34 protein-coding genes are annotated in these 24,379 nt (G+C 36.0%); 33 read left to right on the forward strand and 1 reads right to left on the reverse strand.

The window, feature by feature from the left end; translation table 11 throughout:
- Positions 1-10 precede the first annotated feature (10 nt).
- The 27 genes from NKG37_RS19955 to NKG37_RS20085 all read left to right on the forward strand — a co-directional run bounded on the left by NKG37_RS19955 (position 11) and on the right by NKG37_RS20085 (position 19,065).
- On the forward strand, positions 11-1,507 hold the full coding sequence (locus NKG37_RS19955; RefSeq protein ID WP_254415210.1) for a phage portal protein: 1,497 nt from the start codon (positions 11-13) through the stop codon (positions 1,505-1,507).
- Positions 1,504-2,577: a phage minor capsid protein gene (locus NKG37_RS19960; RefSeq protein ID WP_254415211.1), complete on the forward strand. Its 1,074-nt coding sequence runs from the start codon at positions 1,504-1,506 to the stop codon at positions 2,575-2,577. Before NKG37_RS19955 ends, NKG37_RS19960 begins: the two co-directional genes overlap by 4 nt.
- A 10-nt stretch (positions 2,578-2,587) precedes the next feature.
- Complete coding sequence (locus tag NKG37_RS19965) at positions 2,588-2,845, forward strand: DUF2829 domain-containing protein (RefSeq protein ID WP_254415212.1); 258 nt, start codon at positions 2,588-2,590, stop codon at positions 2,843-2,845.
- A 2-nt stretch (positions 2,846-2,847) separates the two neighbouring features.
- A complete protein-coding gene (locus NKG37_RS19970) occupies positions 2,848-3,099 on the forward strand; it encodes a hypothetical protein (protein WP_254415213.1) in 252 nt (83 codons plus the stop codon).
- A gap of 107 nt (positions 3,100-3,206) precedes the next feature.
- Positions 3,207-3,836: a hypothetical protein gene (locus tag NKG37_RS19975; RefSeq protein WP_254415214.1), complete on the forward strand. Its 630-nt coding sequence runs from the start codon at positions 3,207-3,209 to the stop codon at positions 3,834-3,836.
- Between the two features lie 20 nt (positions 3,837-3,856).
- Positions 3,857-4,759 carry a capsid protein gene (locus tag NKG37_RS19980; RefSeq protein ID WP_254415215.1) on the forward strand — a complete coding sequence of 301 codons (903 nt, stop codon included), beginning with the start codon at positions 3,857-3,859 and terminating at the stop codon, positions 4,757-4,759.
- 37 nt (positions 4,760-4,796) lie between these two features.
- Positions 4,797-5,054 carry a hypothetical protein gene (locus tag NKG37_RS19985; RefSeq protein ID WP_254415216.1) on the forward strand — a complete coding sequence of 86 codons (258 nt, stop codon included), beginning with the start codon at positions 4,797-4,799 and terminating at the stop codon, positions 5,052-5,054.
- Positions 5,055-5,056: 2 nt separating this feature from the next.
- Entirely contained in the window at positions 5,057-5,452 is a 396-nt protein-coding gene (locus NKG37_RS19990) for a head-tail connector protein (protein WP_254415217.1), read from the forward strand.
- Positions 5,445-5,783 (forward strand): putative minor capsid protein, encoded by a 339-nt coding sequence (locus tag NKG37_RS19995; RefSeq protein ID WP_254415218.1) that lies wholly within the window; start codon positions 5,445-5,447, stop codon positions 5,781-5,783. The genes NKG37_RS19990 and NKG37_RS19995 overlap by 8 nt, the downstream gene beginning before the upstream one ends.
- Positions 5,784-6,128, forward strand: a complete 345-nt coding sequence (locus NKG37_RS20000) for a minor capsid protein (RefSeq protein WP_254415219.1) — start codon at positions 5,784-5,786, stop codon at positions 6,126-6,128.
- Between the two features lie 11 nt (positions 6,129-6,139).
- Positions 6,140-6,541, forward strand: a complete 402-nt coding sequence (locus NKG37_RS20005; protein WP_254415220.1) for a minor capsid protein — start codon at positions 6,140-6,142, stop codon at positions 6,539-6,541.
- On the forward strand, positions 6,534-6,983 hold the full coding sequence (locus NKG37_RS20010; RefSeq protein ID WP_254415221.1) for a phage tail tube protein: 450 nt from the start codon (positions 6,534-6,536) through the stop codon (positions 6,981-6,983). Before NKG37_RS20005 ends, NKG37_RS20010 begins: the two co-directional genes overlap by 8 nt.
- A gap of 75 nt (positions 6,984-7,058) precedes the next feature.
- Complete coding sequence (locus NKG37_RS20015; protein ID WP_254415222.1) at positions 7,059-7,442, forward strand: hypothetical protein; 384 nt, start codon at positions 7,059-7,061, stop codon at positions 7,440-7,442.
- A complete protein-coding gene (locus NKG37_RS20020) occupies positions 7,442-8,062 on the forward strand; it encodes a Gp15 family bacteriophage protein (RefSeq protein WP_254415223.1) in 621 nt (206 codons plus the stop codon). Before NKG37_RS20015 ends, NKG37_RS20020 begins: the two co-directional genes overlap by 1 nt.
- Before the next feature lie 3 nt (positions 8,063-8,065).
- Entirely contained in the window at positions 8,066-11,209 is a 3,144-nt protein-coding gene (locus NKG37_RS20025) for a carbamoyl-phosphate synthase (protein ID WP_254415224.1), read from the forward strand.
- Positions 11,199-11,999, forward strand: a complete 801-nt coding sequence (locus NKG37_RS20030) for a distal tail protein Dit (RefSeq protein ID WP_254415225.1) — start codon at positions 11,199-11,201, stop codon at positions 11,997-11,999. The genes NKG37_RS20025 and NKG37_RS20030 overlap by 11 nt, the downstream gene beginning before the upstream one ends.
- A 12-nt stretch (positions 12,000-12,011) precedes the next feature.
- The gene (locus tag NKG37_RS20035; RefSeq protein ID WP_254415226.1) at positions 12,012-13,616 is read left to right on the forward strand and encodes a glycerophosphodiester phosphodiesterase; all 1,605 of its coding nucleotides are present in this window, start codon (positions 12,012-12,014) and stop codon (positions 13,614-13,616) included.
- A gap of 17 nt (positions 13,617-13,633) precedes the next feature.
- Positions 13,634-13,894, forward strand: coding sequence for a hypothetical protein (locus tag NKG37_RS20040; RefSeq protein WP_254415227.1), 261 nt, complete (start codon positions 13,634-13,636; stop codon positions 13,892-13,894).
- 71 nt (positions 13,895-13,965) lie between these two features.
- Positions 13,966-15,951, forward strand: a complete 1,986-nt coding sequence (locus NKG37_RS20045) for a phage tail protein (RefSeq protein WP_254415228.1) — start codon at positions 13,966-13,968, stop codon at positions 15,949-15,951.
- A complete protein-coding gene (locus tag NKG37_RS20050) occupies positions 15,951-16,130 on the forward strand; it encodes a hypothetical protein (RefSeq protein WP_254415229.1) in 180 nt (59 codons plus the stop codon). The genes NKG37_RS20045 and NKG37_RS20050 overlap by 1 nt, the downstream gene beginning before the upstream one ends.
- Positions 16,117-16,299, forward strand: coding sequence for a hypothetical protein (locus tag NKG37_RS20055; protein WP_254415230.1), 183 nt, complete (start codon positions 16,117-16,119; stop codon positions 16,297-16,299). The genes NKG37_RS20050 and NKG37_RS20055 overlap by 14 nt, the downstream gene beginning before the upstream one ends.
- Before the next feature lie 33 nt (positions 16,300-16,332).
- A complete protein-coding gene (locus NKG37_RS20060) occupies positions 16,333-16,719 on the forward strand; it encodes a hypothetical protein (RefSeq protein WP_254415231.1) in 387 nt (128 codons plus the stop codon).
- Between the two features lie 12 nt (positions 16,720-16,731).
- Positions 16,732-16,965, forward strand: coding sequence for a transposase (locus NKG37_RS20065; protein ID WP_254415232.1), 234 nt, complete (start codon positions 16,732-16,734; stop codon positions 16,963-16,965).
- A gap of 37 nt (positions 16,966-17,002) precedes the next feature.
- Positions 17,003-17,836, forward strand: a complete 834-nt coding sequence (locus NKG37_RS20070) for a glycoside hydrolase family protein (protein WP_254415233.1) — start codon at positions 17,003-17,005, stop codon at positions 17,834-17,836.
- A 253-nt stretch (positions 17,837-18,089) separates the two neighbouring features.
- Complete coding sequence (locus NKG37_RS20075) at positions 18,090-18,293, forward strand: helix-turn-helix domain-containing protein (RefSeq protein WP_254415234.1); 204 nt, start codon at positions 18,090-18,092, stop codon at positions 18,291-18,293.
- An 18-nt stretch (positions 18,294-18,311) separates the two neighbouring features.
- Positions 18,312-18,689 carry a hypothetical protein gene (locus NKG37_RS20080; protein ID WP_254415235.1) on the forward strand — a complete coding sequence of 126 codons (378 nt, stop codon included), beginning with the start codon at positions 18,312-18,314 and terminating at the stop codon, positions 18,687-18,689.
- A 190-nt stretch (positions 18,690-18,879) separates the two neighbouring features.
- The gene (locus NKG37_RS20085; RefSeq protein WP_254415236.1) at positions 18,880-19,065 is read left to right on the forward strand and encodes a hypothetical protein; all 186 of its coding nucleotides are present in this window, start codon (positions 18,880-18,882) and stop codon (positions 19,063-19,065) included.
- A 59-nt stretch (positions 19,066-19,124) separates the two neighbouring features.
- Here NKG37_RS20085 and NKG37_RS20090 read toward each other — a convergent pair whose 3' ends face one another.
- A complete protein-coding gene (locus NKG37_RS20090) occupies positions 19,125-19,328 on the reverse strand; it encodes a helix-turn-helix transcriptional regulator (RefSeq protein WP_254415237.1) in 204 nt (67 codons plus the stop codon).
- Positions 19,329-19,538: 210 nt separating this feature from the next.
- On the opposite strand from NKG37_RS20090, the gene NKG37_RS20095 reads away from it, so the two are divergent.
- From NKG37_RS20095 to NKG37_RS20120, 6 genes are all read left to right on the forward strand, one after another.
- A complete protein-coding gene (locus NKG37_RS20095; RefSeq protein ID WP_254415238.1) occupies positions 19,539-20,369 on the forward strand; it encodes a ParM/StbA family protein in 831 nt (276 codons plus the stop codon).
- Positions 20,362-20,568, forward strand: coding sequence for a hypothetical protein (locus NKG37_RS20100; protein ID WP_254415239.1), 207 nt, complete (start codon positions 20,362-20,364; stop codon positions 20,566-20,568). The genes NKG37_RS20095 and NKG37_RS20100 overlap by 8 nt, the downstream gene beginning before the upstream one ends.
- Positions 20,569-20,646: 78 nt before the next feature.
- Positions 20,647-20,865 carry a hypothetical protein gene (locus NKG37_RS20105; RefSeq protein ID WP_254415240.1) on the forward strand — a complete coding sequence of 73 codons (219 nt, stop codon included), beginning with the start codon at positions 20,647-20,649 and terminating at the stop codon, positions 20,863-20,865.
- A 130-nt stretch (positions 20,866-20,995) separates the two neighbouring features.
- Positions 20,996-21,340: a glycosyltransferase gene (locus tag NKG37_RS20110; protein ID WP_254415241.1), complete on the forward strand. Its 345-nt coding sequence runs from the start codon at positions 20,996-20,998 to the stop codon at positions 21,338-21,340.
- A gap of 11 nt (positions 21,341-21,351) precedes the next feature.
- Positions 21,352-21,687, forward strand: a complete 336-nt coding sequence (locus NKG37_RS20115) for a hypothetical protein (protein WP_254415242.1) — start codon at positions 21,352-21,354, stop codon at positions 21,685-21,687.
- Positions 21,688-24,273, forward strand: coding sequence for an ATP-binding protein (locus NKG37_RS20120; protein WP_254415243.1), 2,586 nt, complete (start codon positions 21,688-21,690; stop codon positions 24,271-24,273).
- Positions 24,274-24,379 lie beyond the last annotated feature (106 nt).

Genomic DNA, 24,379 nt, shown 5'->3' on the forward strand with positions numbered 1-24,379 from the left:
GGGTGAACAAATGTTCAAAAGTTTCCTCTCCAAAATAAGGGGGTTGTTTGAGAAGATGGGACTCTTGCAAAGTGTGAAAGAAGTATCGGATCGCACGAATTTTTTAATATCCGATAACATGCATAATCATATTCAATGGTGGTTAGCTTTGTATAAGGGGTATTTACCTAAGTATAAAGATGAACCATTTCATGATATCACATACACGACTTTAAACGGTCAGAAATCACGTAGAATGCTTAGTTTAGGAATGCCCAAAGTAATTTCATCTGAAATGGCGAATCTTGTGTTTAATGAGCAATGTAGCATTAATATAAGTGATGAAAACTTTAATGAGTTTATCGAGAAAACATTAGATGATAACGGATTCTATGATAAATTTCAAAACTATCTTGAATATATGTTTGCTACTGGTGGTATGGTGATTAAAGTTAACTCGCCACAACCAAAGATAAACCAACAAACAGAGCAGAAAATCAACTTATCCTTTGTACACGCAGATTCTTTTATCCCTCTTACATACGATGGAAAAAGAATCATGGAAGGGATATTCGTTAACGAAACAGTAAAAGGCAAGTATTATTACACACTCATGGAAATTCATACATGGGAAAACGGAGTATATACGATAAAAAACAGGTTGTTTAAATCAGAATCGAAAACAGATTTAGGGAAAGAGGTTGCACTTTCTGAAATGTATGGAGAGTTAGCCGAACTAATCGAGATTCCAGGATTAAAACAGCCTCTTTTTGTGTACTTTAAGCCGAATACCGCTAACAATATTGACTTGTATAGTCCGTTGGGTACATCTATCTTTTCAGGGTGCATGGACACGCTTAAAACATTAGATACTATCTATGATAGTTATCAAAGAGAGTTTAAGTTAGGTAAGAAGAAAATTATCGTTCCTGCTACTGCTGTGAAAGCAATACCGGACGAAAACGGGAATATGCGCAGATACTTTGACGCAGACCAAGAAGCATATGAAGCGCTTAACTTGGAAACGGACGATGATTCCATCAAAGAAATTAGTTTTGAGTTACGTGTGCAGCAACATATCGACGGTATTAATCACAATCTAAATATATTAGCTACTCAAATAGGATTTAGTGCAGGAGCGTTTACCTTTGATTCAAAAGGATTGAAAACCGCTACTGAAATCGTAAGCGAGAATAGCAAAACATACCGTACACGCAATGGCCATGTTACATTGATTGAAGAGGGATTAATCGATTTAATTGACGTTATTGGAGATGTTGCGGATTTATATGAGTTATACAGCAAGCCGGAAGAATATGAGGTAACAATTAACTTCGATGATTCGATTGCAGAGGATAGAACGTCAGATGCTGCTTACTGGATGTCGTTATCTAATAGTGGTCTTGTGCCGAAATGGTACGCGCTTATGAAGATATTAAAAACAACGGAAGAAGAAGCGAAACAATTAGTATCTTCTAGCATGGAGGAAACGCCGCAACAAACAGAGTTGTTTGGTGATGGTGTATGAGTTTACAAGACATCTACTTACAATTAGAATCGGAATTGATGCGGAGAATAGCCTTGTTTTTCGCTTCTAATCAATCTTTATTAGATGACAACCCTCTACAGTGGAACATGAAAAAACTAAGCGATTTAGGGGCGTTAACGGATTCTAACAAGAAACTAATAGCAAGGTATATGAATATAACCATACCAGAGTTAAATACGCTATTAGAAGAACAAGGAATACAGTCATTAAGCGAGCAAGAAGCGGAGATGGCAAAGGCTGCGGTTAACGGTAGATTAAAAACAGCGGTGCCAATTGCGGAAGATGCTTCATTGTATGCCACTCTTAGTACCTTCCAAGCAAATGCTCGTGATAAACTTAATTTAGTAAATACAAGCATTGTAGGGAATGCGGAAGAGAAAGTTAAACAAGTAATTAGCCAGGTAACTGCAGAAGTATTATCTGGTGTAAGTACATCTCAACAAGCGTTAACGAGATTCGCAGGACAATTTGCAGAAGAAGGCGTACCCGCTTACGTATCTTATAAAAATAATCGACAATATTCCATTGAAGCTTATACGCAAATGGTAGTCAGAACAGTTACGAATCAAGTCACAGCCGAAATGCAAATGACAAGAGCGGAATCGTATGGCGTCGATTTAATTGAAATATCAAGTCATGGTGGAGCGAGACCGAAATGCGCTCCATACCAAGGAAGGATATATTCCAAGTCAGGGACAAGCAAAAAATATCCACCTTTATCTAAGACAAGTTATGGAGAGGTAGACGGATTGGCGGGAATTAATTGTGGCCATCGCTTTTATCCTTATTGGGAAGGAAAGAGTAGACAAACAAATAAGCCTCTTCCGAAAAAAGAAAATGACCGCATCTATAAAGAAAGTCAGAAACAGCGCGCCTTAGAGCGTGCTATTCGTCATGCAAAAAGGGAACGCGACTTCTTAAAGAATGCGAATCTACCTTATGAAGATGCACAACGTAAAGTATCGAATGCACAAGCTAGAATGAGAGAATTTATTGACAGCACGGACAGAACAAGAAGATATGATCGCGAAAGAGTTATAACAAATTAGGAGGAATAGTATGAACTTCGGAAAAGCTCTAGAAAAACTAAAAGAGGGTTACTCGATTCGCCGTGTTGGTTGGAACGGAAAAGGACAATTTGTTTATCGTATTACCGGACAAGAGTTATCTACAAAAATGAAATATGGTTACGGTGAATATGAAGGAGAGCCGAGATTTGCAAATACATTAGTTTTGAAAAACGCTCAAAATTTATTAGTGGTTGGATGGGTTCCTTCAATGGGAGACTTATTCGCAGAAGATTGGGAGGTAATCTAATAATGATTTTAACTAAACAACATTTACAAAATAATTTTGCGAAAGCAAGAGAAACAAATTCACCTTATGTTTTCGTCGGTATCAAAGCAGAAGGAGTATCAGAGGTTATTGTAATTCCTAAAAAGTCTTTCGATGCCAAAGAACAATTTTATATGAATGCCTACAGTGAGGATTTAACTCATGTTATGAATAATAATGTGATGATTACAGGATTAAGTTATGGAGATGCGGATCAAATTCCTAATATTATTTAATACATGTCTTTAAGCAACAGACATTAAACAGGCTTATTTTCTTTGTCTTTTATTCGGTAAGACGTTAAAGAAACGAAAGATAATTACCCTTATGGGAGGTCAATAATATGAAACTTTTAAATAAAGCCGATCAAGCGGCAAATCTTGAAGGTAAATTATTACGATTAAACTTACAAACTTTCGCTGATGAAGTACCACCAGGAGATAATCCGCCTGCTGATACACCACCTGTTGATACGCAACCAACAAAGACGTTTACGCAAGATGACGTAAACAGCGTTGCGGCAAAAGAAGCTAAGAAAGCACAAGAAAAGCTTCTTAAACAATTAGGAATTACAGACTTTGAAAACGCCAAAGAAGGAATGAAGAAGTTCCAAGAATGGCAAGAGTCACAAAAAACAGAAGCGCAGAAACAAATGGAGCGATTACAAGAGTTAGAGACTAACTTCCAAAGCGCGCAAGAAGCGAAATCTAATCTTGAAATGCAAGTCGCTGTTTTATCGGCTGGTGTAGTAAAAGACTATGCGCAAGACGTTGCGGCATTAGCTAAAAACTACATGACAGATGAAATCGATATTAACCAAGCTGTACAAATGGTAGTGGAGAAATACCCGCATTTTACAGGTGAGCAAAAACAAGATACACCACCTAAGCCTTCTTTTGGGCAAACACAATACCAAAAGCAAGAACCAACTCAACAAGAAATTTGGGAGCAAGCATTCGGAATTAAAAAATAATAAATTGGAGTGATTAAATCATGGCAGCAGTAAACTATGCAACATCATATCAACAAGCGGTACAACAAGCTTATTATGGAGGATTATACTTCCAAGCGATGTACGAAACACCTAATAACAATGTTTTAAAATGGATTAATGCTAAAACTATTCAGATTCCTAGTTTAACAGTTGGAGGGTTCATTGACGTTGACCGAGACGTAGCAGGAACATTCTCTCGTCGTGCTGATAACGCTTGGGAAACTAAAACGTTAGAACATGATCGTGAGTTGCCTCTATATGTTGACCCAATGGATGTCGATGAAACAAATCAAGTATTGTCTATCGCTAATATCACTAGAGTATTTAATAGCGAACAAAAAATTCCTGAAATGGATAAATACTTTGCTTCAAAATTATACAGCGAGTTCGTTGCTTTAGGAAAAACAGCAGATACTACAGTTGCTGATACTTCTAACATTTTGAAAGTTTTTGACACAATGATGAAACAAATGGATGAAGCGGAAGTTCCGAAAGAAGGACGTATTTTATATGCAACTCCTGATTTTGAAGAAAAATTGAAGAACGCAGAACAAATTCAACGTACTTTAGAAGTGAGAGGAACTGCTAAAGGCGATATTAATAGAAATCTTCGTTCTTTGGATTCTGTAACAATTGTTTCTGTTCCTTCTTCTCGTATGAAAACTGCATATAACTTTACTAGTGGAGCTGTTCCTGCAGTTGGTGCAGATCAAATTAACATGATTTTAATTCACCCTACCGCAGTAGTTACTCCACAAAAATATGACTATGTTGGATTATCAAATCCAAGTCCGGAAACTCATGGTAAATACTACTACTACGAAAGAAAATATTGGGATGTATTTATCTTAGGTAAAAAAGTAGACGGTGTAAAAATTCATATCACAGATGCAGGGGTTTAATACCCTGCTTCTTTTTTTATAAAAAGGAGGGCGTAAAATGGCGCAAGTAGCTGTTAAAAAAGGTAATAAAGTGTTACACGTTGACGATACACGATTAGAAAGTTTATTAGAACAAGGTTTTGATCAGATTGATAAAGATGGAAAAGTTATCAGAAAAGCTACAGGTGGAAGAGTCGTTACTTTAAAAGAATTTAATGCTTTGCAAGACGAAAAAGAAAAGCTTAATGAAAAAATTGCAGAATTAAAAGCAGAAAATAAGAAGCTAAAAGCCGAAGCGAAAAAGCAAGGTGAATAGCCATGTCTTATATTACCGTTGAATACTACCGAAGTGATTACATCGGGGAAGAGGTAACGGATGATTTAACACTACAAAAGTATATAAATCGTGCTTCTGATCTAATTGATACGTTAACGAAATATCGAATTGCGATGGTAGGGTTAGATAAACTGCCTACATTCGTACAAACGCAAGTAATGAAAGCTACCGCTGCACAAGCAGAATATTACGCTTTGCATGAAACTGTAAATGTTGGCGTGTACGATGACGATGCTTCTAGCGCTTCAATCGGTAGTTTCAAATACAACAAAGGTAACAAAACGTTAACGAGAAAACAAGAAATGGTTAATCCTAAAACAACAACTTATTTAGCGCCTACAGGATTGATGTATGCAGGGGTTGATGTTCGTGGTTAAAGTAAAAGCAATTCCTAAGAAGTTATTGCCGCACACCATTGAATATGAACGTTTTGCAGGAGATGGACGGAACGGTCCTACTTATGATATGGCTATAACGGTCACAAACGTTCGTGTAGAGCCGACAAGCGAAAAGTCAATAGATAACAATGGAGAACAAATACAATTGAAATCCAAGCTATTTATTGATGCTATTAATTCAAGTCCTCTTATTGATTTAAAAGAAAAATCAGTCGTTCATTTCAATGAAAAAGACTATTATGTTCAATCTATAGCAACTTTTTATACAGATAATTCACTTGTGCATCATTGGGAATTGGGGTTGGTGTAAATGGCCGGAATCGAATTTAATACAGCAAACATTTCTTCAAGAATAAGAAACACTCTAGAGGAAACGCAAAAAATATTAGATGTTCAGGTATTAAAAGATTCTAACTATTATGCTCCACAAGATACAGGTGAATTACAAAGGAGTGGAGACCGTTTAACGATACCTGGCAGCGGTAAAGTTATTTGGGAAACACCTTACGCAAGACGATTGTACTATGGTATAACCTTTAATTTCTCCAAAGATAAAAACGCAAACGCTGGTCCTCTTTGGTTCGAGCAAGGGAAAAGCACGTTTTTATCTGATTGGGTACGAATTGTACAAAATGATTTTAATGATAGATTTTAGGTGGTGAAAAAATGGACTTTTTAGACAGAATGCTAGATAAATTAGAATCCGATGTAACGTTATTTACTTTCGTTCGCAAAGGATTGCTTGCAGAAGGAAACTCTATAGCGGTTAGACAAACTCCTACGCCACCTAATACGACTTATTTAAACAAAGATAGAATTGATAATTATGGTTTTCAATTCTTAGTGCGTCACAAAGACGTTTTAACAGCCGAAAATACGATTCAATCAATCCATGGATATCTTTGTAACCGAACTGACATAGAATCGCACGACGATAGCTTTAAGCTCATTAATATAGATGTCTCCACTATGCCGAATTGGGTAGGCGTTAGCGAAAGAGGCGAATATGAATATACCGCTATTTTTCAAGCGGAATTACAAATAAATGGAGGTATAAACAATGGCTAAAACAGGTTTTGCTTTAAACTCTGAAAATAAATTTGAAATTGACGTTACACCAGGTTCTACAGAAACATATGAAATTTTAGCTGCTGGATTATCAACATTCGATCCACAGTGGAATGAAGAATTAGACCAAACTCAATATATGGATGGAGACGGATTCGCTTCTTCTGATGTAACCGGAGCGCAGTTGGTCATTAGTTTTGAAGGACATAGAAAGTTCGGTGATGCCGCACAAGATTTTATTGCTAGTCTACAACCTGCATTAGGAGAGGATCGTAAAACTAACTTTAAATGGACTGACGCAAACGGTGACGAATTTTCAGGTAATGTAACTGTTGCTAATATTGTCGGCGGCGGTGGAGATGCAAACGCAAAGAATACATTTTCTTTCGAAATTCATTTCAATGGAAAACCGACGTTTACAGCAGCACCCGTAACTCCTTAATAACAATTTAAACTCACAAATTTGAAGCCGCCTTTTATAGGTGGCTTATTTTAATTAATCGGAGGATGAAAATAAATGACTATTAAAATTCAAGTTGAAAAAGTAACAGAAGAAGTAGAAATCGGTTCTTCCGTTTATACGTTGGATTTAAGCGATGAAAAAATCGAGGAAAAGTTATCTTTTTATGACAAGTTTAAAAACAAAGTCGATAAATACGAAGGCGTGGATATCGCAACTGTTGATGCAGAAACAAGAAAAGAAATCATGGATGATCGAAAAGAAACTGTAAAAGAAATGCTTGAATCTCTATTAGGAGAAGGAACGTTTGAAAGTGTCTATAACGATGTTGGCCGTTCTATTGTTGTTATGAGTAATGTTATCGTCCAATTAACTGACGTGATGAAAAATCGAATCGCTCAAATTAACGAAAGCAGCAAATCCTATTACACAGGTGAATAATGTTTAAGCTCACTGATCGATTTAACGATGATGTTATCGAATATAAAGGACAAAAGTTGCATGTTAATTTAGCATTCGACGTTGTGCTTAGAGCGTATGAATTAATGGCTGATAAGCGTTTTAACAGGATGGAAAAAGCGCTTATTTTTTTTGATATGTTTATTGTTGATCACAAATCTTATTCGTTTTCTTTTCAAGATAAAAATATAATCGTTAAAACAATTTTCGAAGAATTATTAGGATATAAAAAAGACGAGCAGAGTTCAGGGAATAAAAAATCTTACGACTTAACTATAGATGCTCCATATATTTACGCTTCATTTTTGCAGGATTACAACATTGATTTATTTGAAATGCAAGGTAAGTTACATTGGCATAAGTTTTTAACGTTATTAAACAGCCTAAGCAAAGATACAAAGTTAGTAGAGGTTATCAATATAAGAGAACAAGAAGTGCCGCCACCTACCAAACATAATGCGAAAGAAAGACAGAGAATTATGGAGTTAAAACGCATTTATCGACTTGAAAGTGAGGAAGAGGTAGTTATTGAAGCGGATAAGAGAATGGCTAGTATTTCAGAAGCTATAAAAAAACAGGCCTTGCGTAAAAAGGGGGGATAAACAATGTCGGATGGGCGTATTGTTATTGACACCCAAATCAATACAGATAACGTTGATACGGATTTATCCAGGTTAGAGCGTAACTTACAAAGAGCTGGAAACAATTTAAACGAAACAGCTAGTACGATTACTCAATCATCACAGACTGCTAGTGACGCAATAGGAACGCTTGAACGTGATACGAGAAGTCTATCTAGCGAAATAGGGAATTCAAGCAGTACGATAAATAGTGCCGCATCTAGTAGTAGTTCTAGTATAGGCTCATTTGCTGATTCTTCCGTAGATTCATATAGAGAAGTTAGAAGAGCTCATCGCGAAATGATGCGTCAATTACGCGAAACTCCTGAATATAGAGAATACAGACAAGTTAACAATCAATTGCGGCTTATGCAGATGCAAATGAGGTTAACGAATGAAAGAGGCATGATGCCGTTTAGAGTACAAATGACAAGAGTGGAGCATCAAATGTTCGGCCTAGCGCAACAAATGGGAAATTATTCAGGCACAACGCAAGATTTCATGAACCAAGTAAGACAAATGGGTAATGATCACAAAAGAGCAACAGATGCAATGATAAACGCTAATAGAATGTTAGGTGCTTCGTTAATTCGTACAGCTGGCACAATGATGAATATGACAACGCAAGCACAACGCATTAGTGATAACTATACTAGAATGGCTAATCCTATGTACACTGTAAACCGAGCTGGGTTAAGAGTAGCGGACACAATGAATAGAATCGCTAATAACGGAAACGCTGCTGTGCTATCGCTTAGATTATTAGGTCCAAACGCAAGCATGAAAGATTTATTAAATATGCAAATGATGATAAATCAAGGGTTAATGCGTTTTCAAATGGTTGCGTTAGCAGCGGCGGCTACAAGCGCTCTTTTATACGGAGCATTGCACAGACAAGCAATGGAAACGAATAAGGCATACAGTGAAGCTTTTAACACAATGAGGAAAAATCTAATTAAAGCTTTTGAGCCAATGGTAGAAGTATTTGCGATGGTAATGATTCCTGTTTTTAATTTTATCAACGCTATTGCCGAAATGGCTATAGCTTTTAATGAAGCACATCCAACTTTAGCGAAAGTAATACAAGGAATATTAATGCTTATTCCGCTGTTAACATTAATATTATCTCCACTTGCGATAGGTATAGGTCTTATATATGGTATGCAAGCGGCTTGGGCTAGTGTTTGGATGCTAATCGGTCCGTTTATTACTGGACTAGCTGCTATGAGTGGGACGGTATGGTTAGTAGCTGGTGCAATTGTTGTATTAACCACTGCGTTGGTAACTCTCTGGAATAAAAATGAAGCGTTTAGAAATGCAATTATTAATAGCTGGGAATTTATTAAATCGAAGGCTATTGAGGTATTTGGTTATATTCCTGGATTACTACAAAAGGTAGAAGAATCATTAAAAGGTGTATGGAACTCTGTTAATAATGCCTTTAATGGTGATTTCAGCGGTATTTTAGATATATTTAAGTCTTTGGCTCCTAGCATCATAGGTATTTTAGTAGGAGGACTACCTGGTATATTGATTTCATTGTCTAGGTTCTTCCCGGAAATAGCGGAATATATAACTTCTAACATGCCTGTTATTTTGCAAACGATCGATAACTTATTAACTAGCATAACAGATTTTATCACTAATAATCTACCTAAATTAATTGAAGCTGGCGCAGAAATTTTACTTAACCTAGTTCAAGGATTAACAAATGCAACGCCTAATATAATTAACGCTATTATTAGTGTGTTAGATACGATAATCCAAACTATCGTTACGTATTTGCCAGTAATATTAGATGCCGCATTGAAAATTATAGGAGTATTAATAAAAGGTATATCTGTTTTATTGCCTGCGATTATCGAAGCTGGCGTTCAACTGATTGTTGCTTTAGTCAACGGTATATTGCAGTCCATTTCTCTGTTATTGCCAGTTGCATTAGAAATCATTACCACTATCATTAATACGATTGTGACCATCATACCGCAACTATTGGAAGTTGGTATACAAATATTAACAGCTATCATTAATGGTATCATTCAATATCTTCCTGTCTTGTTAAATACCGCTATAACGCTTATTCAAATGATTGTTCAAGTAATCGCAGAAAATTTACCAATTGTAATTAATGCTGGTATACAAATTTTAATGTCCCTTATTAATGGTATCATTCAAATTTTACCTACATTACTGCAAACTGCATTAGATTTATTAATGGCGATTATCGATGTTATCGTTGTTAATTTACCATTGATTATTGAAGCTGGTATTCAGATTTTAAATGCGCTTATTAACGGTATCATCGAAATACTGCCAACATTAATCGAGACAGCAATCGGATTAATAATGACAATTGTCCAAACGCTATCAGAACAATTACCTCAAATAATAACAGCTGGAATGGACATTCTTATTGCTCTAATTGGTGGCATTATTCAAATACTACCGCAATTAGTTTCTGCTGCTTTTAAATTGGTAGTAACGATTGTTAGCACCTTAATTGAAAACTTACCGAAATTAATTAGCGCTGGTGTTGAGTTAATCGAAGCTTTAATCAAAGGTATATTAAGTTTGTTAGGCGCATTAGGAAAAGCGATTTGGAATCTTGGTGAAACAATAATTGAAACGATAAGTGAAGTAGACCTTTATCAAGTCGGTAAAGATATTATAAACGGCTTAATAAAAGGTATTGGTTCTATGGCATCGTCTGTATGGAGTAAAATTACCGAAGTGGCAGGAGGTATTAAAGATAAAATCACTGGCGCTTTAGATATACACTCCCCATCTCGATGGATGCGTGACATGATTGGTAAAAACATGATGATCGGATGGAGACTAGGTATAGATGATGAGAAAAAACCTACTATGGATAAGGTGGATGAATTAACATCATGGATGAAGCCTAGTTACGCAGATTTAAACACTAAATTACCAGGAATTAACCCAGCTAGTTCTAATAACAGCCGCACCAATAACACTAATAACAGCGTTACAATTAACAATGATAGATTGCTAGAAGGCGCTAATTTTATCGTAAGAAGCAATGATGATATAAAACAAATAGCAATTGAATTAAATAAATTAACAATGCGGACCGCGAGACAAAGGGGTGTTGTTCTTGGCAACTAAAATAGATGATAAATACTTTTCTGATTTCGGTCCTGTTCGAGAAGTGGTAGGACATCGTAACCCTGCCACTCCTGAATTTACGCAAAAAAGCGTATCGATTCCAGGGCGTGCTGGCGTATGGGATTTTGGTCACGAAATAGGCACTCGCTCCTTCAACGTACCGTTAAAATATGAAACAAATGATAAATACGAAAGGCAACGAATCTTAAATGATCTCGTTGCTTTTTTGTTTGACCAATACGGTAAACCAAAAGCAAGAAAGCTTTATTTCGATTATGAGCCTGACAAGTATTATACCGTCAAATTAGCGTCACCAATTGATCCAGAGAGATTAATGTTTACAAATACGTTTACATTGCAATTTAAGGCGGATAATCCGTATAAAAACTTCATGTTACCTAGCAATGAAATAGTATGGGGAGCGGATATACCATTTATGTCTGATATTTTACTAGATACAGGCGGTTCGTTAGGTACGATAACAACAGCACAAACAATCAGTATCAACAATCAAGGTACTATCGCTAAACCTCTTTCGATAACCATACAAGGAAGCGGTACAAACGTAACGTTCTCTAAAGGAAGTCAAAGTTTCTCTCTAGGTACATTCAGCAATAAAACAATAGTAATAGATGGCGAAACTTATTCTGTATTCGTAGACGGAGAAGAAACACTTAGCGCTTTAACTGGTGATTTCATCACACTTAACACAGGCGTAAACAATATACAAATTAGCGGTACTGGATTAAATATAACTTTAACCGAATCGCTAACATATCAATATAATTAAGGTGGTGCGAGCATGGCTGATGCACAAAAATTATTACCTACAGACACGCTTAGAGTAGGATATCCAAAAATAAACGATGCGATTGATAATGCAAATGAAGCATTAACTACTTCTCAAATTTCAGACGCGAAAGCAGATGAAGCGGTAGCAACAGCAAATGCAGCAAAAACGAAAGCAGATTCTGTACAAGAACAATTTAATCAAGTTGTTATCGAAGGTGATTCAAGCGTAGAAGCGGCACAAGCAAGAGTAGACTCTCATAACAATGTATTCGCTACATTAAAGGAACGTTTGGATACAAAAGAAGATTCCTTTACCGCACAGTTGGCGAATATTTTGGGTAAGATCGAAGGAACAACGAAAATAAGCGAACTAACTTCTCCGCAGTATTTAGCGCACAGGGGGAGTTCTTTTTTATATCCGGAGAATACGCTCGAAGCATTTAAGATGAGCAAGTTAAACGGAGCGCTGTTTATCGAATTAGATATTCGGCAGGATAGAACGGGTTCGTTATGCGTTATTCATGACGAAGAAGTCATTCGAGTAACCGGCATTAACAACCGAGGAACCGATCGAATTCAATACCTCAATCCTCCGTATGTGCGGTCAATGAAAGTTGACGGGTTATTGCCGAATTACCCAGCGCAGCCAATCGCTTATTTGGAAGAAGTGTTTCAGACGTTCGGTAATAAAGTTAATTACGCAATCGAATCGAAGGACAGAAGAAGCGCCGAGGCAATAGCGAACATGGCGGAAGCTTATCGCCTGCAGGGACACGTATTGATTCAGTCGTTCAGCCAAACGGAATTGAATGCGATTAATGACCGCGGATTCGATTTATTGCTACTAAGCGACAACGTAACAGATACCGAAGCATTACTCGACAATAACATTAAATACGTCGGCTGCAGTACGAGCGTAAGTGATTCATACGTAAGTATGCTGAATAATGCTGGAATTAAGGTTTTGGTATATACCGTAAATCATCAATATTTAGCGAAAAAGTATATTGCGCTTGGAGCATTCGGAGTATTTAGCGACGATCCTTTTTACGTATCAAATAATTATCCGACGAGAAAAGATGCGCCGTTTTCCGAAAGAGTATTTAGCAGCGGATTTATTCCACACTACGCAGAATACCGCGGAGGATTTACGAGTGATTATCGCTGGGGCTTCTTAACGAAAAGTGAAGACAGGGATTTCGTGCTACAAGGTTGGGCGGGTGAATTGCCGGATACCTTTACGATGACTCTAAACGCAAGCTTTATCGAAAGGGCTAACGGATGGGGAAGTATTGCGATTTGCACGCCGATTGACTACTTCGACGATAACAAAACGACATTGTCAAACGGGTATCATTTGCTGTTTAGTCCGAAAGGTATTTCGATTTATAAAGTGAAAAGCGGAGTAGGTACGTCGCTAGCGATTTCGGCGGAAATAGGCAATCTGACCGACGGAGCAACGAAAAACTTCACCGTTACAGTTAGCGCAACATCAATAACGTTTAGTACAAACGACGCAACCATCACTGTTAACGATTCAGAATTTCGTAATGGCTTTTTGCATTTCGGAAGAAAATGGGGAACTGTTTCCTTTCAAAATGTTCTAATTTCTTAAGAAGGTAGGGCGAATGTATGGGAATATTTCACCAGAATATTGATCCGGTTTATTTAATTAAACGCGCAGGAACAGCGGAAGACCCGTTCGTTGAGTTGAACGAAACCAAAACGGTTAAATACGGCAAGGTTCGCTTAGTGGAGTTTCCGGATTTTAATTCCGTGTTCAAAGCGGTCAGCCAAAGCGGAGTGGAGTTTAATGCTACTACAGAAGAAATTCCGAAAGAAACGGAATATCGTGTCGATTATATCGCAGGGTTGGATGCTATTGTGCGGTAACAAAAAATAATTAATCGAAGGATTATTCCATAGCGGAGAGTCCTTTTTCTTTTATCACAAGGAGGTTAAACATGATAAAAACAAAAAATCTCCAATTGCAGCAAACGGCGGTTTTACAAAACGCTTATAATATATCATACGAAAAGGTGCACAACCAATTATGGAGTGCATCTTTTTCTCTGCCTTTAAACGATCCGAAGAACAAATATTGCACACCTTTATCGTTCGTGGAGATAGTTGACGATTATATAAACAGTGAAGGTGAAGAAGTTAACGAATATGTAGGATTGTTCCGTATCGTGCCGAAAACAACCGTCAAAAACGCGTCTACTAACGAGGTAACATATGAATTAGAGCATGTATTAGCAACGTTACTAGACAAACAAATATTTGGTTTCGAGCAAACGACAAACTTAACTACACGCCAAAATATAGAATTGTTATTGGATATGCAGATAGTGAAGCATTGGAAATTGGGAGATGTAGAAACTACTCGATATTTCTCTTACAATTTTGAGAATACTAATCTTTTATCTGCTATCTTTAGCATACCTAATCCGTTCGATGTAGAAATGAAATGGACATGGGACACACAGTCTTATCCGTGGACATTAAACCTAGTAAACTTAGAAACTACACCAACATGCGAAATTAGAGAAGGTTACAACCTTATTGATTTATCCGTAGAAGAAAATCCAATGGGTATCTATAATCGCATATATCCTTTAGGATACGGAGAGGGTGTAAATCAACTTACAATCAAGAAAGTGAACAATAACATTCCATACGTAGAAGATACTGAATCAATAGCGTTGTATGGCGTTAGAGAGTATGTATGGGTAGATAAAAGATATACAAATGACACAGCTTTAAAAGCCGCTGCTGAATCGTTACTTGTTAAGTGGAAAGAACCAATCATCAAATGGAAAACAACCGCTGCAGAACTATCCAAAATAACAGGATTATCAAAAGATAAATTCCGAGAGGGTGCAGTGGTTAGGTTGCATTTAGATGATTTCCCGGTAACGGATGTACGTATCGTCAAAGAAAGTAGAAGCGACATCAAAAAAGAAGAATGGAACGTATCATTAGAGTTAGGTAATTTAACCGATGATATTGCTACTACTTCAACTGATCTCGAGCGTAGGCAGCAGATTAACGAATTAAATACAGATGGATATACGAATCTATTAACATACAGTTATAACGATAACGCTGATAATGAAAATCCTGCTGAAATACAAATATTTATACCGGAAGAAACGGTAAGATTAAATAAAGCGGTGCTTAGCTATAAAACAGACAATTTCCGTGCATACGAACGAGCAATAGAAGGTGGAGGCGCTATCGTTTCATCAACATCAAGCGGTGGCGCTACTGTACAATCCACTTCAAGTGGTGGAGCATCAACACAAACGAGTTCAAGCGGTGGCGGTGTAAGCACATCTACTTCGAGCGGAGGTGGGACTACGCAAACGTCTGCAGCAGGTGGAGATCATTATCATCTGATGTTTAAGGGTGGTAGTTCTGTAACACATGATGAAAGTAACGATAGAGAGTTTTTTGCAAACGCTAGTTCGAGCGGAGGCGCTACAGCAAGGGTGGTGTTTGGAGGAACAATTGCGACATCTCTGTACACCAGGGGTTCGAGCGGAAACCACTCGCATAGTGTATCTGTACCTGCACACACACACGATTTCAACGTGCCAGCACATACGCACAGTGTTTCTACACCTGCACACACACATGATGTATCTGTACCAGCGCACACACATGATATCACGCTTCCTAACCATACACATGCGATTAACTTTGGCATCTATAAACTTAGCACACTACCAACGTCAGTAACAATTAAAATAGATGGTAATACACATACCATTCACAGCGTTAATGCCGATGATGTGGACCTAATACCTTATCTTTCCAAAGAAAGTGACGGACGTGTAACAAGAGGTTGGCACACAATCGAAATACTACCTAACGCAAGAGGAAGAATTAACGCACAAATTTATACGCAATTCTTTATAAGTGGCCATGGAGGGGGAGATTATTAATGAGAAACATAAGAAAACGCTTAATAAAGTTACTAGCTGGTAACATGCCAGTAATCCTCAATGTTACAATAGTAGCAGACGAGCTAATTAAAGCTGCTGAATCCGATATATTTGTAGATAAATCAAATATTCACTATACAGATAAAGCGTTAGGAGGTAATCAAAATGGACAAAGTTAAAGTTTTTCTCCATAACGGGAATGAGTATGAGACAGAAATAGAAAATTATGATCCTGTTGAGATGAATAAATTGCTTAACGACCAAAGTGTATCTACTGTATTAGTCGGAAAAAACATTCATGCTCGCATAAACATCAAAGATATAATACTTATATCTGATGAAAATTAAATTATATATTAACTATCTATGGGGGGTGTGACAATGACTGGGGAGGCTGTTCCGTTGCATGAGAAGGTTGATAATCTAGATGAACGCGTAGAGTCTTTGGAGATGTATCGGAAGGAACAAGAGCTATATCGGAAAGAACAAGAGTTGTATCGAAAAGAGCAAGAGAAGTTTAATAGCGATGTAAAGTATCAACTTAGTAACATTGAAACTACTGTTTTAAAAGAAAGTAGTAAACAACAAGAAATGAGTCAGCAACTTCTTAATCATGTGTTAAAGAAAGACTCGGAGGACTCGAAATTTGAAAGACAACAAAAAAGGTACACACAAAAGCAATTATGGTCAGTGATATCTATCGTAGTGAGTGCGATATTTGGAGCTGGCGGATTGCTTTTTTTGTTGTTTGAAGCATTTACAAAATAAGGAGTGTTGAAGATGGAAGAATTAACAGTAGCGGTGTTTATTGCGGTTATTATCGGCGTTGTAGAGCTAGCTAAGGGTTTAGGGTTATCTTCTAAATTAAGCCCATTATTAGCTGTTATTTTAGGTATTCCAGTCGGTGTGTTTTATTTAAACGTTGATGTACAAACAGGAATTGTTTATGGATTGATTATCGGATTATCTGCAGCTGGATTATATAGCGGAGTTAAAACAACATTAAAGAAGTAGCTTCGGCTGCTTCTTATTTTTTAAGGAGTGAGTGAGAATGGAATTATCACAAAAAGGTTTAGACTTAATCAAATCATTTGAAGGATTGCGGTTAAAAGCTTACAAAGCTGTATCTACAGAAAAATACTACACAATCGGATATGGCCATTATGGATCTGATGTAAAAGAGAATGCGGTTATTACGAAAGAACGTGCCGAACAGTTACTAAAACAAGATTGTGGAAGTTTTGTAAAGGCTGTTAATCAAATGGTTAAGGTAAAACTTACACAAAATCAATTTGATGCGCTTGTATCATTTACGTATAATTGCGGAGCTGGAGCATTACAACGCAGCGACTTGTTGAAATACCTTAATGAAGGTGATTACAAAAAAGCTGCTGCAGAACTTCCGCGTTGGAATAAGTCCGGTGATAAAGTGTTAGCTGGATTAGTTAAACGCAGAGCAAAAGAGATGGAGCTTTTCTTGAGTGATGTAGCAGAAGAAAAAGAAGAGCCTAAAAAAGAAGTTAAATCTAATGAACAAAAAGAAACGGTTGAAACTTATATTGTAGTTTCATCTGTTCCTGGATACGTAAACGCAGCTGATGCAAAATCAAAGAAAAACAAAAAAGCTACTGTTAAAGCTGGGACATACTATGTATTCAATGAATCACAAGGTATGGTTAACGTAACATCCAAAAAAGGAGTTCCTGGCAACTGGATTAATCCATCGGAAAATGTTAATGAAGAGTTTTATTATGTAAAAAGCGGGGATACTGTATCAGGAATCGCAGCTAAAGAAAAGACAACAGTCGCGAACATCAAAAAGTTGAATCAGCAAATCAAAAACATTAACCTTATTTATCCTAACCAAAAAATAAGAGTAAAATAACTAACAGCCTATCTCATTTCGAGGTAGGCTTTTTTTATTGGAGACATCCCCATAATAGCAACTCGTCACGGTGAGTGAGTGAGCGCAACGAGTTGCTATGCATCTTTGGGGGATGCGAATATATTGTAACATATTGGATAATATGATAGAAAGTGTTTTTTATCACACTTGGTATTATATTTTATATAATTTTTATTGTTGTTTTTATATAATTTATGGTATAATATAGATATCAAGAAGCAAAGGTGATTAGATGAGTATACAAGAAAAAATAAAATCATATATCGAAAACAATGGATTAATCGCAAAACACATCGCAGAAAACAAACTAAACATGAATTATCAGACTTTTCACCTATTATTAAACGGAAAAAGGAAATTAACGGTAGAAATGTATGAGAAAATATGTAAAGATGGATTAGGAGTAAGTCCAAAATACTTTTGGGATGACGATTAGAAAAGGAAGGTAATAGAGATGAAAAGGAAAATTAAATGGATGATTGTTTTAATTTTATCGCTGACGGTGGCGGTTATGTTGTTTTTTTATTTTCAAGATAAGAAACAAGAATCAGTTGAAACAAATGCAGTAACTCAAGAAAGAGTTGATTTTCTAAATAATCAAGTAGAAAGATTTCTTGATAGTATTATAGAACAAACGGAAACAACTATTGAAAAGATTGATTATGACGTATCCGGCAATATAACAGTACATGTTAATGAGCAAGAGTGGGAAAGTATCTCGGATAAAGAGGAATTTAAAAACAGAGTATCAACCGAAATAGAGTGGGGATTGCGAAATTACGGTCCGTTTTATGAAGGTGATGAAATTGTTGTAGAATGGGAAATTAATTAGTAACAAGAAGCAGGCGATTTATATGGAAAAGAAGATTTGTAAAAGGTGCAGCAATGAATACCCAAATAGAAAAGCAGTTACGTATTACTGTAAATCTTGTGAGGTAGTTGTTAGATATGAGAAGAAGTTGAAAAATAAGAAGTAGATAACAATTGTGCAGTAAATAAATAACAAATTGGAGGAATTAAAAATGATTAAAGTAAAAGGTTCTTTAACTTTGCGCGGAAGTTATGAAGTGGCATTAGATATGACGGAAGAAGAATTTGACGCACTTTCAGAACGTGAACAGAATGATGAAATTAATGATGCAATGGATTGGAGAGAGTTTTTAGACAACTCTGATATTGATGATATTGATGTTGATGATATTAAGTAACCATTGAACAGTTCGAAAGTAGTGTTCATTAAAGCGTGGTTAACATCTAACCACGCTTTTTACTCGTCTTCGTCAGTATAATTATATAATTCCTCCACTGTTACTCCTAATAACCTAGCTAATTTAAAAGCTTTTTTTAAGGAAGGTACACTTTTACCTGTACTCCAATTAGATAATGTTGTTTCCGACACTTTCATTATATCCATTATTTGTTGTCGGTTATATTTAGATAGTTCTATTAATCCTTTTATTCGACTCTCCATGATTTACCCCTCCACAATTATATTTATAGTATTAATTCGATAAACTATTGTTTAATCCTTTTATAAAAATACTAAAAAAAATTAAAGTAATTTTTGAATGGACGCGCATTAATAGATAATTCGCCCATATATATGTATTACAACCGTAACACAAGAAAGCAAATTAGAGAGAGTTGGTATTACGGATGTAATACAGAAGGGAGAGTTTATATGATAGTAGGAATAGATCCAGGTGCGTATGAAACGAAGCTAATCACAAAAGACGGAGCGTTTAAAATGTTGTCTTGTTTAGGAGAGTACAGAGAACTAAGTATTGAAAAGAAGTTAGATCAAGAGGATATCATGTATGAGTTTAATAAAGAGAAAGGATTTGCATGCAGATTAGCTTTAAAAGAGTCATTATTTAAGCGGAGAATGGCTGGTGATACCAAAGCGCACAAAGATGCATTAATACGCGTTTTAATAGCTTTGCATCGTTTTACAGATGATACTCAATTAGATTTGGTAGTTAATCAACCAATTGTAAAACACAAACAAGATAAGGAAAAAATTATTGAAATGATAAAAGGGAAACACTCTATATTAGTGAATGGGCATACTAAAACTTTCAATATAAATAATGTTTCAGTTGCACCAGAAGGAGCAGTTTCTTATTGGGCTATAAATCAAACAAGTCACCACGAAAGAATAATTGATGTAGGTAGCGGAACCGTTAATGCTGCCACAATCATAGATGGAGAATTTATTGACTTAGAAAGTTTCACCTTATTATTTGGAGCAAACAGCGAGGAAAAATACGATGTTAACGATCTTGCTGAAGCTATAAAAGCGCAATGTTCTGTTAAGCGTTGGAAAAAGACTGATAAAGTCAAACTGTGTGGAGGAATATCATCTAATTTAAAAGAAAACTTAGCGCAATATTTTAGAGAAATTGACTTAATACAACCTAAAATAAGAGTAGGTAACAGTATGAAAATATTACAACCTGTTTATGCGAACGCTGTAGGGTGTTATGAACTAGCGTGTGAGATTTATGGATGAGCGCAAAGTAAGGCCAGTTTCATTTAATCTATTGGATCCATTTGAGAAGGAATTGAACGATTTTGCTAATACAAAAGGAGTATTTTCAAAGTATGTGAAACGGTTAATTCAGAAAGATAAAGAAGGAAATCTTGTCATGGTTCAAGTTCAAGGAGAGGAAAAGCAGAAGAAAAAAGGAGTTGCAAATAGCTTCATCTGAGGTGAAAAGCTAATTAGCGGTGCTCGCTATATAGCTATATGCTTATCATATGAGAAAAATGCCTGTACAGGAGGATATATGGAAAAAAATCGTTTTTCTAAACCTGTTGCTTTTAATAATACTGTTGAAAAGGATATTTTGATTCTTAATCATATTAGAACAAAGAAAAATTTTAGTGGTTATGTTAAACAATTAATACTTTCAGATATAGAAAATAACCCAACTAATACTCCATTAACAAACAAACCACTTTCCGCATCGGAACGACTGCAGCAATTAAAAAAGAGACCTAATTAGATTTCTATCCTAACAATGAATTTACCATCAACCCAATTGCATATCCAATTAAAGCGGCTGCCACAAACATTTAATCACCTCATGTCTTTATTTATCTTTATTATGTCCTAATTTGAAGGGAGTAATCACGATGGAAACCATTAACTTTAAAGATTTTATGGATGGTTCATATAAGGAGAAAAGGGATAGGGACTATTCAACTTTACGCAAATCTTTTTCAACCACTTTACCTGTTGTTTTCTTACTGACACCCAAATTAGCTTTAGCTTCTACTGCTGATGCTACTTTCGGAAATGTCCATGGAGCTATTATGAATATGTTCGATGCTGGTGTAGTCTTAGTAATTATTTTTGCTGGAGCAGCATGGGGAATGGGGCACCGAACCAAAGCAATTGAAATCTTATTAGGTGTCTCTTGTGGTTATATATTAGCTCGACATGCGATTGATATTCGCGATTTTTTAAGAGGGATTTAGGGGGTTTTAGAGTGAAATTTTTATTAACAGCAAGTGGGATGAAAGAAGTAACTAATCCATCGCTTTTGGAAAAAGCTCATGAAAAGTTTCAGGGATTTGCTGATTATGTAATTGGAAAAGAAACCGAATATGTATTTAACCCCTTTTGGGATTTTATACAAGATAGCATGATTTCGTTAGGTCACTGGATAGTAGCTAACCTTCCTGAAATTATGGGATATTCAACGATCTTATGTGCAATATGTATTGTAATTTGTTCATTTACAAGTTCTCAATCAATTATCAAACCAATTGGATTATGGGCGGTTGCTACTATAATTGCTATTTGTATACTAGGAGGTGTATAGATGGGAGAAATCAAAAGGATATCCAGTAATTTACCTGTGGTATATGATCCTAAGCTACCTTCCATACGAAATAGGGGGTGGTTAATCGTTCAAGATAAGAAACCTATTACAAGAAAGAAAATTAAAAGGATTAATTGGCAAGATTTTTTTCAAATTCATAAGAATTCCCTATCAATATATAAAATTATACCGCATGCTAATGTAACCAATAATAACAAGCGGCTTTGGAGAGCTATACACAAAATGTATGAAATGTATGAGAAGTCAGGATCTCGATTAGAAAGGAACGGACTAAAATTTACTTATAGGGAAAAAGACTATTTTTGGTTTGATGTAGTGGTTAAGCAAGAGAAAGGGCAAAAGAAAATTGAATTTTATGTTTCTACATCAGAATATCAAGCAGAGAAGTTAAAAAGGAAATTAGAAAATAAGATGGCTGTTACGTTTCAAGAAGCATATTTATCTGATTTGCAAATACCTGAAGATAATACTATAGTCCAGGAACTGAAATATTTAAAACACGATATCTTTTCTTTAAATACTAATACAAACGAAAGCCAGACACCTATTAATTCTATATTAGCGACTATAGATGAACTGCATTATGATGGCGATATAGCTAGGTTAAGCATATGTAACGAAGTAGAAAATAGGCAGAAATGGGTTAAAAATGCACAATGGGCACACGAAAAACTGCAGAAAGGCAAGGTACCCCAAAGAGCGAATATAAGTGTTAAAAAAGCAATACCAACAATCAAAACGGGTGTAACAGGATTAATTAATGAAATTAATGATATTATTACGGATTTTTTTCAAGCGTTCAGCAATATCTTTTTTAAAAGTGAGAAAAACTTCGAAAAGCAAAAAGTAATAAAGAAGGGATATAGCTTAGAAGACGAAATTAATACTCGGAGATTAAGCGGAGCAAGTAATGAAAAAATAAACTTACCGGTGTTTAAATCGAGGATAAGAGTCGCAGCCCACAGCAATGATAAATTAATTAGAGAAACTCTTAGCGAGACTTTATCACTGTCATTAAGTGATATAGCAGAAAATAACGAATTGCAAGGGATAAAAGTAAAAATAAACGGAAAAAGACTACAGGTAATAGAAGAGTTAAATACTCTTTCGTTATCACGTCGTACAAAGTTGGATGCGGATGTTAACTTGATATCAACAGATGAAATGAGCAAATTAGCTTTACAAATGCCAGGAAACGAACTGCAAAGAAAGTATGCTGATGAGTTAAGCACTAAGAAAAGAGTAGAAGTTGAAATACCAAAGGTGTTACGTGATCCAGAAGGTATTCCATTGGGAATAGCGGAAGTGAAAGGCGAAAAGATACCAGTAACTATGAGTATGTCTAATCCCGATGCTTTTTACCGAGGTTATGTATTTATTGGTGGCCAAGGTGCCGGAAAAGATACCGCTATAAAAAATTGGGTAGTAGATGGATGTTTATATCGTGGTATATCTGCTATTATTCCAGAAACTATTGTAGAAGAAGGCGAACGAGGGATGGCCGATGGTATTAGAGATGCCTTGCCGCCAGATAAAATAATTGATTTAGACTTAAGTAATGAAGATTGGATCATTCCGATGGATTTGACAGAGGTAATAGCCAAGTTAGGGAAGAAAGGAGCTTCAAGATTTGCAGATGAGATGATTGATTTCATGAATATCGAAGGATTGTCAAGAACACAAAGATATTTACGAGAAGCAGCGAAAGCAAGTGGCGGTTCTTTATATAATATTAAAATGCTAATCGAAAGCGAAGACTTCCGTTTAGATACCATTGAAAAACTCCTGAAAGATGGAAATGTACGGTTAGCAAATGACTTAATAAATTGGGGAACTAATGAAGAACTAGGAGGAAAAGCAGACCCTATCTTAAATCGACTTGATATGTTTTTTGGTAATGATACTCTATTCGATATCTTTGCTCAACCACCAAAGAAAGAGGTTGATTTTGAAAAATGGATGAAAGAGGGGAAAGTAATTATTATCCGTATTCCTAATCGTAAATTAGGAGAACTTGCAACTAAAACATTAGTTCACTGGGTGACCTTAAAGGCATTTATGACTAGGATGTTAATGAGAAAGGAAGATCAAAAGAATGGTTGTTTTATGGTATTTAATGAGCCAGAACAATACGCAACAGATGGCCTTACAAAATTAATGGGTAGAATAGGCACAGAAGGAAGAAAGGAGCGCTTCGGTTCCCTGTACGCATTTCACCATTGGAATAAACTGCCGCAATCGTTGCAAGAAAATTTACAAGGTGGAGGAGTGCAACAATTTCTATTCATGAATGACCATATGAAGACATTTGAACTTTCTAAACATAGATTCGAAGAGACTATTCCACTTGAGCAAGCAGTTAAGTTGCCGGCTCACCATGCCATCATATCTGTAAGAGCAGGGAAAGAGTTGCAACCGGCTTTTATATGTCATATGAAACTACCAGTTAAACAAATGTATAAAAATTCATCGCTAACTAAACAACATGCTATGATGTATGGCAGGAGTTGGAATGAGTTGCAACAGAAAACAATAATAAAAAAATGTGATCAAAGCGGAGTTTGACCACGTTGACCACGCAATGACCACGCAATATAAGAAAATAGTCAGAAATACATCGAAAAACTTTGAAACACCATTTAAACTAATTTGAAATAGAACGAAAAAAGTA

This window comes from Niallia sp. RD1 (assembly GCF_024219955.1).
Taxonomy (GTDB): Bacteria; Bacillota; Bacilli; order Bacillales; family Cytobacillaceae; genus Niallia; species Niallia alba.